Origin of the sequence: Streptomyces sp. NPDC056734 (assembly GCF_042790455.1) — a bacterium.
Taxonomy (GTDB): Bacteria; Actinomycetota; Actinomycetes; order Streptomycetales; family Streptomycetaceae; genus Streptomyces.
Genome location: NZ_JBHTZD010000007.1, coordinates 286740 through 299475, shown reverse-complemented (window position 1 = coordinate 299475; position 12736 = coordinate 286740). Strand labels below are relative to the sequence as shown.

Annotated in this window: 11 protein-coding genes and 3 tRNA genes; 8 read left to right on the top strand and 6 right to left on the bottom strand. The window is 70.6% G+C overall.

The genetic code is table 11. From position 1 onward, the window contains the following. Positions 1 to 22 precede the first annotated feature (22 nt). From ACFRFC_RS13425 to purS, 4 genes are all read right to left on the bottom strand, one after another. A complete protein-coding gene (locus ACFRFC_RS13425) occupies positions 23 to 1237 on the bottom strand; it encodes a hypothetical protein (protein WP_382682274.1) in 1215 nt (404 codons plus the stop codon). Positions 1238 to 1377: 140 nt separating this feature from the next. After that, positions 1378 to 3636, bottom strand: a complete 2259-nt coding sequence (purL, locus tag ACFRFC_RS13420) for a phosphoribosylformylglycinamidine synthase subunit PurL (protein WP_382682277.1) — start codon at positions 3634 to 3636, stop codon at positions 1378 to 1380. Further along, positions 3633 to 4313, bottom strand: a complete 681-nt coding sequence (gene purQ, locus ACFRFC_RS13415; protein ID WP_382682280.1) for a phosphoribosylformylglycinamidine synthase subunit PurQ — start codon at positions 4311 to 4313, stop codon at positions 3633 to 3635. Before purQ ends, purL begins: the two co-directional genes overlap by 4 nt. Then, positions 4310 to 4582 (bottom strand): phosphoribosylformylglycinamidine synthase subunit PurS, encoded by a 273-nt coding sequence (purS, locus tag ACFRFC_RS13410; protein ID WP_382682283.1) that lies wholly within the window; start codon positions 4580 to 4582, stop codon positions 4310 to 4312. Before purS ends, purQ begins: the two co-directional genes overlap by 4 nt. Before the next feature lie 278 nt (positions 4583 to 4860). On the opposite strand from purS, the gene ACFRFC_RS13405 reads away from it, so the two are divergent. From ACFRFC_RS13405 to ACFRFC_RS13370, 8 genes are all read left to right on the top strand, one after another. Next, positions 4861 to 5178: an Lsr2 family protein gene (locus ACFRFC_RS13405; protein WP_382682286.1), complete on the top strand. Its 318-nt coding sequence runs from the start codon at positions 4861 to 4863 to the stop codon at positions 5176 to 5178. Positions 5179 to 5359: 181 nt separating this feature from the next. After that, positions 5360 to 5431 (top strand) — tRNA-Gly (locus ACFRFC_RS13400). Positions 5432 to 5511: 80 nt separating this feature from the next. After that, positions 5512 to 5587: transfer RNA gene (locus ACFRFC_RS13395), tRNA-Gly, on the top strand. Between the two features lie 188 nt (positions 5588 to 5775). Continuing rightward, on the top strand, positions 5776 to 6783 hold the full coding sequence (locus ACFRFC_RS13390; protein ID WP_382682288.1) for an ABC transporter ATP-binding protein: 1008 nt from the start codon (positions 5776 to 5778) through the stop codon (positions 6781 to 6783). Beyond that, positions 6780 to 7613: an ABC transporter permease gene (locus ACFRFC_RS13385; protein WP_382682291.1), complete on the top strand. Its 834-nt coding sequence runs from the start codon at positions 6780 to 6782 to the stop codon at positions 7611 to 7613. Before ACFRFC_RS13390 ends, ACFRFC_RS13385 begins: the two co-directional genes overlap by 4 nt. 34 nt (positions 7614 to 7647) lie before the next feature. Beyond that, positions 7648 to 8946, top strand: coding sequence for a sensor histidine kinase (locus ACFRFC_RS13380; RefSeq protein WP_382682294.1), 1299 nt, complete (start codon positions 7648 to 7650; stop codon positions 8944 to 8946). Positions 8947 to 9119: 173 nt separating this feature from the next. Continuing rightward, positions 9120 to 9725, top strand: coding sequence for a response regulator transcription factor (locus tag ACFRFC_RS13375; RefSeq protein WP_382682297.1), 606 nt, complete (start codon positions 9120 to 9122; stop codon positions 9723 to 9725). A gap of 119 nt (positions 9726 to 9844) precedes the next feature. After that, a tRNA-Gly gene (locus tag ACFRFC_RS13370) sits at positions 9845 to 9920 on the top strand. A gap of 64 nt (positions 9921 to 9984) precedes the next feature. Here ACFRFC_RS13370 and ACFRFC_RS13365 read toward each other — a convergent pair. Further along, positions 9985 to 10884: a phosphoribosylaminoimidazolesuccinocarboxamide synthase gene (locus tag ACFRFC_RS13365; protein WP_382682299.1), complete on the bottom strand. Its 900-nt coding sequence runs from the start codon at positions 10882 to 10884 to the stop codon at positions 9985 to 9987. 146 nt (positions 10885 to 11030) lie between these two features. Next, on the bottom strand, positions 11031 to 12563 hold the full coding sequence (locus ACFRFC_RS13360; protein WP_382682301.1) for a N,N-dimethylformamidase beta subunit family domain-containing protein: 1533 nt from the start codon (positions 12561 to 12563) through the stop codon (positions 11031 to 11033). Positions 12564 to 12736: the final 173 nt, after the last annotated feature.

Here is a 12736-nt window from a genome sequence, read left to right as displayed (position 1 = left end):
GTAATCTCGTGCAAGTGGGTCTCTAGTCCTGAGGGCGGCTGAAGGAGTCGGACTCCGGGAAGGCGAGGTCCGTGCAGTCGCGGCGGTCGGTGATCTCGGTGACGTAGACGCGGAAGAGGTCTTCCGCGTCGGCGGCCACCACCCGGTCGTAGCCGTGTCCGATGGTCATGGTGTGGAGCTGGGGGGTGCCGTCGCACTGGGAGGAGGCCCACCAGACCGTATTGCCGGGGGTACGTCCGGCTGTGCCGGGGCGGGCGGGGATGTCGTCGCCGGAGCCACCCGCCGCCGACACGTTCTTCGCCTGCTCACCGCGGTAGGTGTGCAGGGTGACGAACCACTGGCCGGGCAGATCCGGGGAACTGAGCAGATCGCGTTCCTCCTGGAGGGCGCGGTAGGTGGCCAGGGCCTCGCTCCTGCTCACGACGAGTGCGCAGGGTTCGTCGCTCAGAGTGTCGTCCACCCGTCCCTCCAGCACCTCGTCCGGGAAGCCGGTCCGGGCGGCGAGGCCGGACTCGCGGTACCAGGCGCAGGTGCCCTCGGCCCGCCCGACCGGGACCGGGCCCTCGGGCAGGGCGGGAAGGTCGGCGGGCGGATCGGGCAGCCGTTCGGCGCAGCCGAGGCGCTCGGCGAGGTTGTTGGCGGTGATGACGGCGATCTCGGCGAGGACGTCGCGGTCGTCGTCACCGGGCTGGCCCCAATCCGTGAAGATCGAGGGCGGCTCCAGGCCCGCCCACGCCCACAGGGCCTTCACCGGCTTGCCCGCCACTTCCCCTCCGGTGCAGGGCATTTCCACCCGCACGCCCTGGTCGTCCAGGGAGCCGGTGATGCCGCCGCCGAGCGGCTGGGCGGGATAGGTGCGCGAGTCGAACTGATCCACCGGAGGCAGCATCTGATCGTCGGTGACCAGTGCGGCTTCCATCGGGTGCACCCCGACCGCGCCGATGAAGAACCACCGGCCCCCCGCCTCCTCGCTGAACAGATCGCACTGCTCGACGCCCTCGGGGAGACCGTCCAGCTCGATGGTCCCGGAATCCGCCCGCCGATGGATGATCTCCCCGCCCGCCCGGTCCAGCGCCAGCACCCGCCCCGCCGGGACCAGCCCCCCGCACCCGGCGTCGATCTGCCAGCGGCTGTGCAGGTTCTGCCAGATCTCCCGGCCGCTGAAGCCGATCCCGGCGACGGCCACCAGGCAGAGCACAACATTCGCGGACTTGCGTATTCCGTCCGGGAGTTGCACGGACGTTCCCCCTCCGAGCGTCGATACGACAACCCGGCGAAGTTAGCAGGACCCCGTGGCAGCAAACCGCACACGAACAAGCCGCCGCCCCGGGAACCCGCAGATTCCCGGGGCGACGGCCCGATCGATACGTATGCGCGTTACGCCAGCAACGCCGGGATCGTCCCCTCGTGGGCCTCGCGCAGCTCGGGCAGGGACAGGGCGAAGTGGCCCTGGACGTCCACCGCGTCGCCGTCGATGACACCGATGCGGGTGACCGGGAGGCCCCGGGCGCCGCACATGTCGTTGAAGCGGACCTCTTCCGAGCGGGGGACGGCGACGAGCGCGCGGCCGGCCGACTCGGAGAGGAGGAAGGTGAACGCGTCCAGGCCGTCCGGGACGATCAGCCGGGCGCCCTTGCCGCCCAGCAGCGCCGATTCCACGACCGCCTGGATCAGACCGCCGTCGGACAGATCGTGCGCGGAGTCGATCATGCCGTCGCGGGAGGCCGAGATCAGGATCTCGGCGAGCAGGCGCTCGCGCTCCAGGTCGACCTCGGGGGGCAGTCCGCCGAGGTGGTCGTGGACGACCTGCGACCAGGCCGAGCCGCCGAACTCCTCGCGGGTGTCGCCGAGGAGATACAGCAGCTGGCCCTCCTCCTGGAAGGCGACCGGGGTGCGCCGGGCCACGTCGTCGATCACGCCGAGGACCGCGACGACCGGCGTCGGGTGGATCGCCACCTCGCCCGTCTGGTTGTAGAGGGAGACATTGCCGCCGGTCACCGGGGTGCCGAGCTGCTGGCAGGCGTCCGCGAGACCCCGTACGGCCTCCGCGAACTGCCACATCACCGCCGGGTCCTCCGGCGAGCCGAAGTTCAGGCAGTCGGAGACGGCGAGCGGCTTGGCGCCGGTCGTCGCCACGTTCCGGTACGCCTCCGCCAGCGCGAGCTGGGCGCCCTTGTAGGGGTCGAGCTTGGCGTAGCGGCCATTGCCGTCCGTGGCGAGGGCCACGCCGAGGCCGGTCTCCTCGTCGATGCGGATCATGCCCGAGTCCTCGGGCTGGGCGAGGACCGTGTTGCCCTGCACGAAGTGGTCGTACTGGGAGGTGATCCAGGACTTCGACGCCTGGTTGGGGGACGCGACCAGCTTCAGGACCTGGTCCTTCAGCTCGGCGGCGGTCGCCGGGCGGGGCAGTTTGTTCGCGTCGTCGGCCTGGAGGGCGTCCTGCCAGGACGGGCGGGCGTAGGGGCGCTCGTAGACCGGGCCGTCGTGCGCGACCGTGCGCGGGTCGACGTCCACGATCTTGCCGCCGTGCCAGAAGATCTCCAGGCGGTCGCCGTCGGTCACCTCGCCGATGACGGTGGCGATGACGTCCCACTTCTCGCAGATCTCCAGGAAGCGGTCCACCTTCGCCGGCTCCACGACCGCGCACATGCGTTCCTGCGACTCGCTCATGAGGATTTCCTCGGGCGAGAGCGTCGAGTCGCGCAGCGGTACGTCGTCCAGGGTGACGCGCATACCGCCGGAGCCGTTCGAGGCCAGCTCGGAGGTGGCGCAGGACAGGCCGGCCGCGCCGAGGTCCTGGATGCCGACGACCAGCTTCTCGGCGAACGCCTCCAGGGTGCACTCGATGAGGAGCTTCTCCTGGAAGGGGTCGCCGACCTGGACGGCGGGGCGCTTGCTCGGCTTCGCGTCGTCGAAGGTCTCGGAGGCCAGGATCGAGGCGCCGCCGATGCCGTCGCCGCCGGTCCGGGCGCCGTACAGGATGACCTTGTTGCCCGCGCCGGACGCCTTCGCGAGGTGGATGTCCTCGTGCCGCATGACGCCGATACAGCCGGCGTTGACCAGCGGGTTGCCCTGGTAGCAGGGGTCGAAGACGACCTCGCCGCCGATGTTGGGCAGGCCCAGGCAGTTGCCGTAGCCGCCGATGCCCGCGACGACGCCCGGCAGGACGCGCTTGGTGTCGGGGTGGTCGGCGGCGCCGAAGCGCAGCGGGTCCACGACCGCGACCGGGCGGGCGCCCATCGCGATGATGTCGCGGACGATGCCACCGACGCCGGTGGCCGCGCCCTGGTAGGGCTCGACATAGGAGGGGTGGTTGTGCGACTCGACCTTGAAGGTGACCGCGTAGCCCTGGCCGACGTCCACGACGCCCGCGTTCTCACCGATGCCGACGAGCAGGGCGTCCGACTGCGGGGCCTTCTCGCCGAACTGGCGGAGGTGGACCTTGCTGCTCTTGTACGAGCAGTGCTCGGACCACATGACCGAGTACATGGCGAGTTCGGCGCCGGTCGGGCGGCGGCCGAGGATCTCCACGACCCGCTCGTACTCGTCCTTCTTGAGGCCGAGCTCGGCCCAGGGCAGCTCGACATCCGGGGTCGCGGTCGCGTGCTCGACCGTGTCCAGGGGAGTCCGGCTCATGCGGTGACCAGCTTCTTGAGGATCGAGGTGAAGAAGGGGAGGCCGTCGGTGCGGCCGGTGCCGATGAGCGGCTCGACGGCGTGCTCCGGGTGCGGCATGAGGCCGACGACATTCCCGGCCTCGTTGGTGATGCCCGCGATGTCGCGCAGGGAGCCGTTGGGATTGACGTCCAGGTAGCGGAAGACGACCCGGCCCTCCGCCTCCAGCATGTCGAGGGTGCGCGCGTCGGCGACGTACCGCCCGTCCATGTTCTTCAGCGGGATGTGGATCTCCTGCCCGTCCGTGTAGTCACCGGTCCAGGCGGTGTCCGTGTTCTCCACGCGGAGCTTCTGGTCGCGGCAGACGAAGTGCAGATGGTCGTTGCCGAGCATGGCGCCGGGCAGCAGATGGGCCTCGGTGAGCACCTGGAAGCCGTTGCAGATCCCGAGCACCGGCAGTCCGGCCCGCGCCTGCTCGATGACGGTCGCCATCACCGGCGAGAAGCGGGAGATGGCACCGGCGCGCAGATAGTCGCCGTAGGAGAACCCGCCGGGCAGCACCACGGCGTCGACCTGCTGGAGGGAGGTGTCCTTGTGCCACAGGGCGACCGGCTCGGCACCCGCGTGCCGGATCGCGCGCTGGGTGTCACGGTCGTCGAGACTGCCCGGGAAAGTGACGACGCCAATACGAGCGGTCACTTCGCGGCCCCCGCGACTTCCGCCGCCTCTTCGACCTTCACCGTGAAGTCCTCGATCACCGTGTTGGCGAGGAAGGATTCCGCGAGATCGCGGATACGGGCGAGCGCCGCGTCGTCGACCGGCCCGTCAACTTCCAGTTCGAATCGCTTTCCCTGACGTACGTCGGAGATCCCGTCGAAACCCAGGCGGGGCAGCGCACGCTGGACCGCCTGGCCCTGGGGGTCGAGGATCTCCGGCTTGAGCATGACGTCGACTACGACGCGTGCCACGGGCACTCCCGGTGTGTGGTGCTGAGCAGGTTCCTACAGTTGGCTTCAGACTACCCGCACAAAATTTCTACGCGCGTCGACTTGTAGGAAGCTACGTGAGAACGGTCACGGCCCCGCGTGGGAGCCGCTGTTCGCGAAAATTTCCGGGAAAGATCCCGGATCGACACCCGATACCTATTGCGTTCGGACACGCGGAAGGATTTAGTCGAGCCTCGCAATACATTGTCGGGCACTGTACAAATGAATTGGCAACGTGCCGCACGAAGGGACCGATATTCGTGGCGCAGAAGGTCGTGGTCACGCTCTTTGACGACATCGACGGCTCGGAAGCGGCGGAAACGATCGCCTTCGGACTCGACGGCAAGTCGTACGAGATCGACCTGAATGAAGCCAATGCCAAGAAACTGCGTAAGGCGCTCGCGCCCTACGTGGAGGCGGGCCGCAAGCGGTCGAGGTCCGGCCGGGCGTTCAAGCAGACCGAGATCGCTCCCGACCCGGCCGCCGTACGCGCCTGGGCCCAGGCGAACAAGATGGACGTGCCGGCCCGTGGCCGGATCCCCAAGAGGGTCTACGAGGCGTTCGCCGCCGCGCGCTGACGCCCGCCCGGGCATCGGGCACCTCTTCTGGGTGCTTCTGGGTGCTTCCGGGTGCCGTCGGGTGCCTCAGGGTCCGTCAGCGGGCCCTGGGAGCAGCCGACTTGCGCTACCCCCCTGCTGATCAGCTAATGTCTGGAGCACGCCACCGAGCGGGGCCGAAAAGCCCAGCTCAGAAGGTCGCGCGGGTGTAGTTCAGTAGTAGAACATCCCCCTTCCAGGGGGAAGGCGCAGTGTGCAATCCCTGTCACCCGCTCTGCATCGCCGTCCCGACCACTCAATTGGATCAGGTAGGCTGGTGCACGCGCCGATCGGTGAGAGCCGGTCGGAGGCGATGCGGACGTAGCTCAGTTGGTAGAGCGCAACCTTGCCAAGGTTGAGGTCGCGAGTTCGAACCTCGTCGTCCGCTCCAGAAGAGATAGATGAAGCCCCCGGTTCCGCCGGGGGTTTTTTCGTATGCACGGGACTTGCGTGTGCCGGGCTTCGTGGGGTGGTGCCCCGTGGGCTGTCCGTCGGGGCTTGTCGGGATCTGACATTTGTCATGCCGAGTGATGACAGCGCGCACTGCCGGCACGGCCCGGCCGCCGGGAAGCTGAGTTCATGGAAACCAACGAGCACGTGATCGAGGTCACCGGACTGCGGCGGGTGTACGGGGGCGGTTTCGAGGCCGTGCGGGGGATCACGTTCTCCGTCGGCCGGGGCGAGATCTTCGCGCTGCTGGGCACCAATGGCGCCGGCAAGACGTCCACCGTGGAACTGCTGGAAGGACTCGCCGAGCCGAACGGGGGGCAGGTGCGCGTCCTCGGGCGTGACCCCTACCGCGAGCGGTCCTACGTACGGCCCCGGACCGGGGTGATGCTCCAGGAGGGCGGCTTTCCGTCCGAGCTGACCGTGGCCGAGACGGTCCGGATGTGGGCGGGCTGTGTCAGCGGGGCGCGGCCCCACCGGGAGGCGCTGGGGCTGGTCGGGCTGGCCGACAAGGGGAACGTACGGGTCAAGCAGTTGTCCGGCGGGGAGCGGCGGCGGCTGGATCTGGCGCTGGCGCTGCTCGGCCGGCCCGAGGTGCTGTACCTGGACGAGCCGACCACCGGGCTGGACGCCGAGGGGCGCCGGGACACCTGGGAACTGGTCGCCTCGCTGCGTGACACCGGCACCACCGTGCTGCTGACCACGCATTATCTGGAGGAGGCCGAGTCCCTCGCCGACCGGCTGGCGATCATGCACAAGGGGCGGATCGCGGCCACCGGGACCCCGGCCGAGGTGACCGCCGCGCAGCCGTCCCGGATCTCCTTCGAGCTGCCCGACGGCTACTTCCTCGGCGATCTGCCGCCGCTGGCCGAGCTGGGCGTGGACGGGCACGAGGTGCACGGCAACGTCGTACGGCTGCGGACCATGGATCTTCAGCGGGCGGCCACCGGAGTGCTGGTGTGGGCCTCGCGGGCGGGGGTGGAGCTGCGCCGGCTGGATGTGCGGTCGGCGTCGCTGGAGGAGGCGTTCCTGGGGATCGCCGGACGGGCCGCGGCGGAGGACTCAGAGGGTTCAGACGGCCCAGAAGGCTCGGGGGGCTCGGGAGACGCGAAGACGATGACGGTGGGGGTGGCCCGATGAGCACGAGCACGGGCACGGGCACGACACGGACGGCGGTCGAGGCGGGCACGGCCGGGCGGGGCGGTACGACGACCGTCGCCGGGCGCCTCGGCGCGCTCGCGCGGGCCGAACTGACGCTGCTCGGGCGCAGCCGGACCACGCTGGTGACGGCCGTGTTCGTACCGCTGGTGGTGCCGGTCAGTCTGCGCAGCGCCGCCGGGGAGATGGACCTGGAGGCGAACGGCCTGGACATCGGCACGATGCTGCTGCCCGCGGCGATCGGCATGTCCCTGCTGTTCGCCGTGTACGCCGCGCTGACCGCGGTGTACGTGGTGCGCCGCGAGGAACTGGTGCTCAAGCGGCTGCGCACCGGGGAGCTGCGGGACAACGAGATCCTGGTCGGGGCCGCGCTGCCGTCCCTGGCGATCGGGCTCGGGCAGTCGGTGCTGCTGGCGGTGTTCTGCGCGCTGCTGCTCGACATGGAGGCGCCCAAGGCGCTGCCGCTCGCGGTGCTCGGGGTGCTGCTGGGGCTGGTGATGTGCGCGGCGCTCGGCGCGGTCACCGCCTCCTGGACGCGGACCGCCGAGAGCGCCCAGGTGACGAGCCTGCCGCTGCTGTTCGTGTCCATGATCGCGTCGGGGGTCACCATACCGCTGGAGCTGCTGCCGGACCGGGTGGCGGCGGTGTGCGAGCTGCTGCCGCTGTCGCCGGTGGTGACGCTGGTGCGCGGGGGCTGGACGGGGGCGCTGTCGGGCGGCGAAGTACTGGCGGCCGTCGTGACCGCGCTGGCCTGGACGGTTGTGTCGGTGTTTGCTGTACGGCGGTGGTTCCGGTGGGAGCCGCGGCGATGAGGATCGACTGAGGATCTTGCTGAGGATCAGGGACATGAGCAGGACCGACGGTTGGTGGCGGAGCAAGAGCACGCCGGCGAAGGTGGAGACGTACACCCGCTGGTCGTTCCATCTGTTCACGGTGATGGAGGTCGTCTTCTTCGGGCTGCCGCTGTTCGGGCTGAACGGGTTCGGGAGTCCGGAGACCGCCGTCTGGGTGTGTCTGATGGTCACCGCGCACGCGCTGTACTGCGGGGTGACCGCCTCACGGTCGCTGAGCTGGGTGTGCGGGCGGCGGCGCCGGCCGGTCGGGACGATGTGGGGGCTCGGGGCCACCACCGTGCTGGTCGCCGGCGGCTGTCTCGCCCTCGCCGGCACCGACACGGGCGATACGGACGCCCGCACGGCGCTGGGCGCGGTGGCCGGCGGGGTGCTGATCTTCGGGGTCGGGTCGCTGACGATCGCGATGCGCGAGCGGCGGCACAGCGTGTATCTGGTGACCGGGTTCTCGCTGGGTATGGCCGTGCTGTCCTGGGTGGTCGGCGCGTCCGGCCGGTCCGTGCTGACCAGCTCGCTCACCACCCTGCTCGGCGGCGCGTTCCTCTGCGTCACCTCCTTCTTCTCCGTCTGGCTGCTGAACGCGGTCTACGAACTCGACGCCGCCCGCGAGACCCGGGCACGGCTCGCGGTCGCCGAGGAGCGGCTGCGGTTCGGGCGGGATCTGCACGATGTCCTCGGCCGCAATCTCGCGGTGATCGCCCTCAAGAGCGAGCTGGCGGTGCAGCTGGCGCGGCGGGAGCGGCCGGAGGCCGTGGAGCAGATGATCGAGGTGCAGCGGATCGCCCATGAGTCGCAGCGCGAGGTGCGCGATGTGGTCCGCGGGTACCGGGAGGCCGAGCTGGGTGTCGAACTCGCCGGTGCGCAAGGGGTGCTGGACGCGGCCGGGATCAGCTGCGAGGTGCGCGGGGAGGCGCTGGCGGGCGGGCTGCCGGGCGCGGTGCAGTCGGCGCTCGGCTGGGTGGTCCGCGAGGCCACCACCAATGTGCTGCGGCATGGGGACGCGGGGTGGTGTTCGGTGGGGTTGCGGATGCGGGAGGGGGGTGCGGTGCTGACCGTGGAGAACGATGGGGTGGGGAAGGGGGGTGCGGGGAGCGGGAGCGGGGGTGGCGGCGCTGGGCGCGGGGGTGAGGGGTCCCGGGGCGCGGGGTCCGGGCTTGCCGGGCTGCGGGAGCGGCTGGCCGCCGTGGGCGGGACACTGGAAGCGGGGCCGGTCGGCGGGGGGCGGTTCCGGCTGGTGGCGGAGGTGCCGTTGGGGACGTCGGTGGGGGTTGGGGGGAGTGGGGTTCTGGCGTGAGCGGGGCGGGTGGGTGTTGGCGTGGGCGGGGCAGGTGGCTGTGAGGCGTGGGTGTGAGGTACGGGCATGGGTGTGAGGCTTGGCGTGGGTGATCGGGTGGAGGGGGTCTGGTTGGAGGGCGCCGAGGTGGAGAAGGTCGAGGTGGAGGGCGTCGGGGTGGAGGGCGTCGGGTGATGGTCAGGGTGTTGCTCGCTGATGACGAGCATCTGATCCGTGGGGCGCTGGCCGCGCTGCTGTCGCTGGAGGACGATCTGGTGGTCGTCGCCGAGGCGGCGAGCGGGCCCGAGGCCCTGGCGATGGCGCGGGCGCACCCGCCCGACGTGGCGGTGCTCGATCTTCAGATGCCGGGCGCGGACGGCGTGAAGGTCGCCACATGGCTACGGGCCGAGCTGCCCGACTGCCGGGTGCTGATCGTCACCAGCCATGGGCGTCCGGGGCATCTGAAGCGGGCGCTCGCGGCGGGTGTGCGGGGGTTCGTCCCCAAGACGGTGAGCGCCCAGCGGCTCGCCGAGATCATCCGGACCGTGCACGCCGGAAACCGTTACGTCGACCCCGATCTGGCCGCCGACGCGATCTCCGCCGGGGACTCGCCGCTGACCGTGCGCGAGGCCGAGGTGCTGGAACTGGCGGCCGACGGGGCGCCGGTCGCGGAGATCGCCGAGCGGGCCGCGCTCTCCCAGGGGACCGTACGGAACTATCTGTCGTCGGCCGTCTCCAAGCTCGGGGCGGAGAACCGGCATACGGCGGTGCGGATCGCGCGGGAGCGGGGTTGGGTATAGTTGCAGTCGCGCCACGGCATTTCGGTGTCTCGGTACTTCGATGCCGGAGCACCTGGGTGTCACAGCACTTCGGTGTCACAGCACTTCGATGCCGGAGCATTTCAGTGCTACAGCGCGCTGCGGACGTAGCTCAGTTGGTAGAGCGCAACCTTGCCAAGGTTGAGGTCGCGAGTTCGAACCTCGTCGTCCGCTCCAGTAGGGCCCCCGGTATCCGGGGGCCCTTTTCGTTGCGCGCGCTACGGATGACGCGTAGGGCGCGTCACTCCCAGCTCATGCCCGTGAGCCGCTCGTACGCCTCCACGTACTTGGCGCGGGTGGCGTCCACGATCCGCTGGGGCAGCGGCGGCGGGGGCCGCTCGCTCTTGCGGTCCCAGCCGGACTCCGGCGAGGTCAGCCAGTCCCGTACGAACTGCTTGTCGTACGGCGGCTGCGCGCGGCCCGGCTGCCAGGTGTCGGCCGGCCAGAAGCGGGAGGAGTCCGGGGTCAGCACCTCGTCGGCGACGACCAGCCGCTCCCCGTCGTACCCGAACTCGAACTTGGTGTCGGCCAGGATGATCCCGCGCTCGCGGGCGATGTCCCGGCCACGGGAGTAGATCGCGAGGGTCGCCTGGCGCAGCTCGGCGGCGATGTCGGCGCCGACCTGGCGGGCGACCTCCTCGTACGGGACGTTCTCGTCGTGCTCGCCGACGGCCGCCTTGGTCGCGGGGGTGAAGATCGGGGCGGGCAGTTCGCTGCCGTCGGCCAGGCCCTCGGGGAGGGCGAGTCCGCAGACCGTACGGGACGCGTTGTACTCGGTGAGGCCGGAGCCGGTGAGGTAGCCGCGGGCCACGCACTCGACCGGGACCATGCGCAGGGACGTGCAGACCAGGGTGCGGCCTGCCCACTCGGCGGGGGCGCCGGGCGGCAGGTCGGTGCTCAGGACGTGGTTCGGTACGAGGTCGGCGAGCTGGTCGAACCACCACAGGGAGAGCCGGGTGAGGATCCGGCCCTTGTCGGGGATCTCGGTCGGCAGCACCCAGTCGAAGGCGGAGATGCGGTCGCTAGCGACCATCACCAGCTCGCCCGCCGCGTTCTGGTACAGCTCCCGCACCTTGCCGGTGTGCAGATGCACCAGGCCCGGGACCTGGAGCGGCTCGGGCTTTTCTACGAATCCGGACACGGTTGTTCTCCGTCCTGGTGTCCAACGGGTTCGATTGTCCCGCATGGGGGGTGGGGGCGGGGACCGGGGGCGCGGGGAGGGGTGTGGGGAGCGCTTCGGGGGGGCGGGGGGCCGCTTCGGGGGGGTGATGGCCTCCGTCGCGGATCTCAGTCGCGTTTGCAGATGCGGTCCAGGAGGTTGGCGGTCGCGCGCTGGACGCGGGCGTCGACATGGCCGGGGCGGTCCAGGGCCGGGGACCAGGCGAAGGTGCCGGAGGCGAAGACCAGGGCGCCGGACGGGGCGCGGTACAGGGAGGTCTCCTGGTGGCGCAGGGTGCTGTCGCCGTCGGTGTACGGGGAGTGGGCGAGCAGGGTGCGTTCGTCGTGCTCGGGGAGCGGGGTGCGCGGAAAGTAGCGGTCGGCCTCGCCCGCGACCAGGCCGGGCAGCTCGTCGCCCTCGTGCGCGCCGGTCGCCTCCCACAGCCAGTGCCCGGCGTTGCGCACGATCAGCGGATGCGGCTCGGGCACCCGGCCCGCGTACTGGATGCCGATCGTCTGCTGTTCGGCGCGGTCGATCTCCCGCCACAGCAGCGGGCGGCCGGGCCCTTTGCGTTTGCGGCAGATCAGCAGCCGGTCGGCGACGCCGGACGGGGACGCGGCCAGGTCCACCTGCCAGTACATGGTGTTGGCGGAGAGGAAGACGAGGGACGTACCGCTGTCTCGGGCCAGCTCGACGGTCCGGCGCATGTTCGCCGACCAGTACTCGTCGTGGCCGGGGAAGACCAGGCCCCGGTAGCGGGTGGGGTCGATCCGGCCCGCGTGCAGATCGCGGGCGTCGGCGTAGGCGAGGTCGTAGCCGTACCGCTCGGCCCAGCGGATGAAATCGTAGGCGTGGCCGACATGCATCGGGAGGCCCGCGCCCGCGTACGGGCGGTCGAAGGAGACGGTGGTCGCCGCGTCGGCCTCGCCCAGCAGCCGGCCTTCGTCGTCCCAGGCGTGGTAGAGGCTGGCGCCGGTACGGCCGTCCTCCGGGTAGAGGTTGTACGCCTGCCAGGTGATGTCGGGCAGCAGGAGCAGCAGATCGGCCGGGTGGCTGTCGCGGACGGTGAAGGGGATGTGCGAGCGGTAGCCGTCGGCGGTGGTCAGCACGGCGACGTACGCGCCGATGCTCCAGTACGAGGGGATCTGCAAGCGCCAGGACAGCCACCAGTGGTGGCAGGAGACCGAGCGGTCGGCGGCGAGCGGTGGGGGCTGCACGATGCCGGACAACCGGGGGCTGGTGGTGATCTTCGCGGCGCCGTCACCGCCGTAGTGGCCGATGCGGTAGATGTCGACGGCGAATTCCTGGGGCGGATCGACGGTGATGTGGAAGTCCACCGCCTCGCCGGGCGCGACGGCGCCGGTGGAGATGAAGCCCTTGATCTGGCGGTGTACGTCGTCGGCTGAGCGGGGGGTGGAGGTGGAGGTGGAGATGGGGGCGGGTCTGGGGGTGGGGGGTGTGGTGAGGGAGGGGGAGGTGGCTGGTGGGGGCTGGTGGGGGTCGGTGCCGTCGACGCGGTCGACGTACCAGGGGACCACTTGGCCGGAGTCGTCGAAGTAGGTCTCGCTGCCGCGCAGCCAGGGGACCGGGCCCTGGCCGAAGGGGTCCGACACCGCGTGTGCCAGCGCTCCCGACTCCCAGCGGCGGACGCGTTTCGACACCGTGATGCTCCCCTCCCCTGCCCCCGTGTGCGTAGGTCGTACGCGCTTGTGCGTAAGTCGTACGCGCTTGCCATGTGCGCGATCGGGCCCAGCACATCACATTGCGCACTTGATCCGTCACGGTTCGTCTTCGATTGGTCGAAAGTGGATGACGGGGTTCCGGTTGGTGGGGG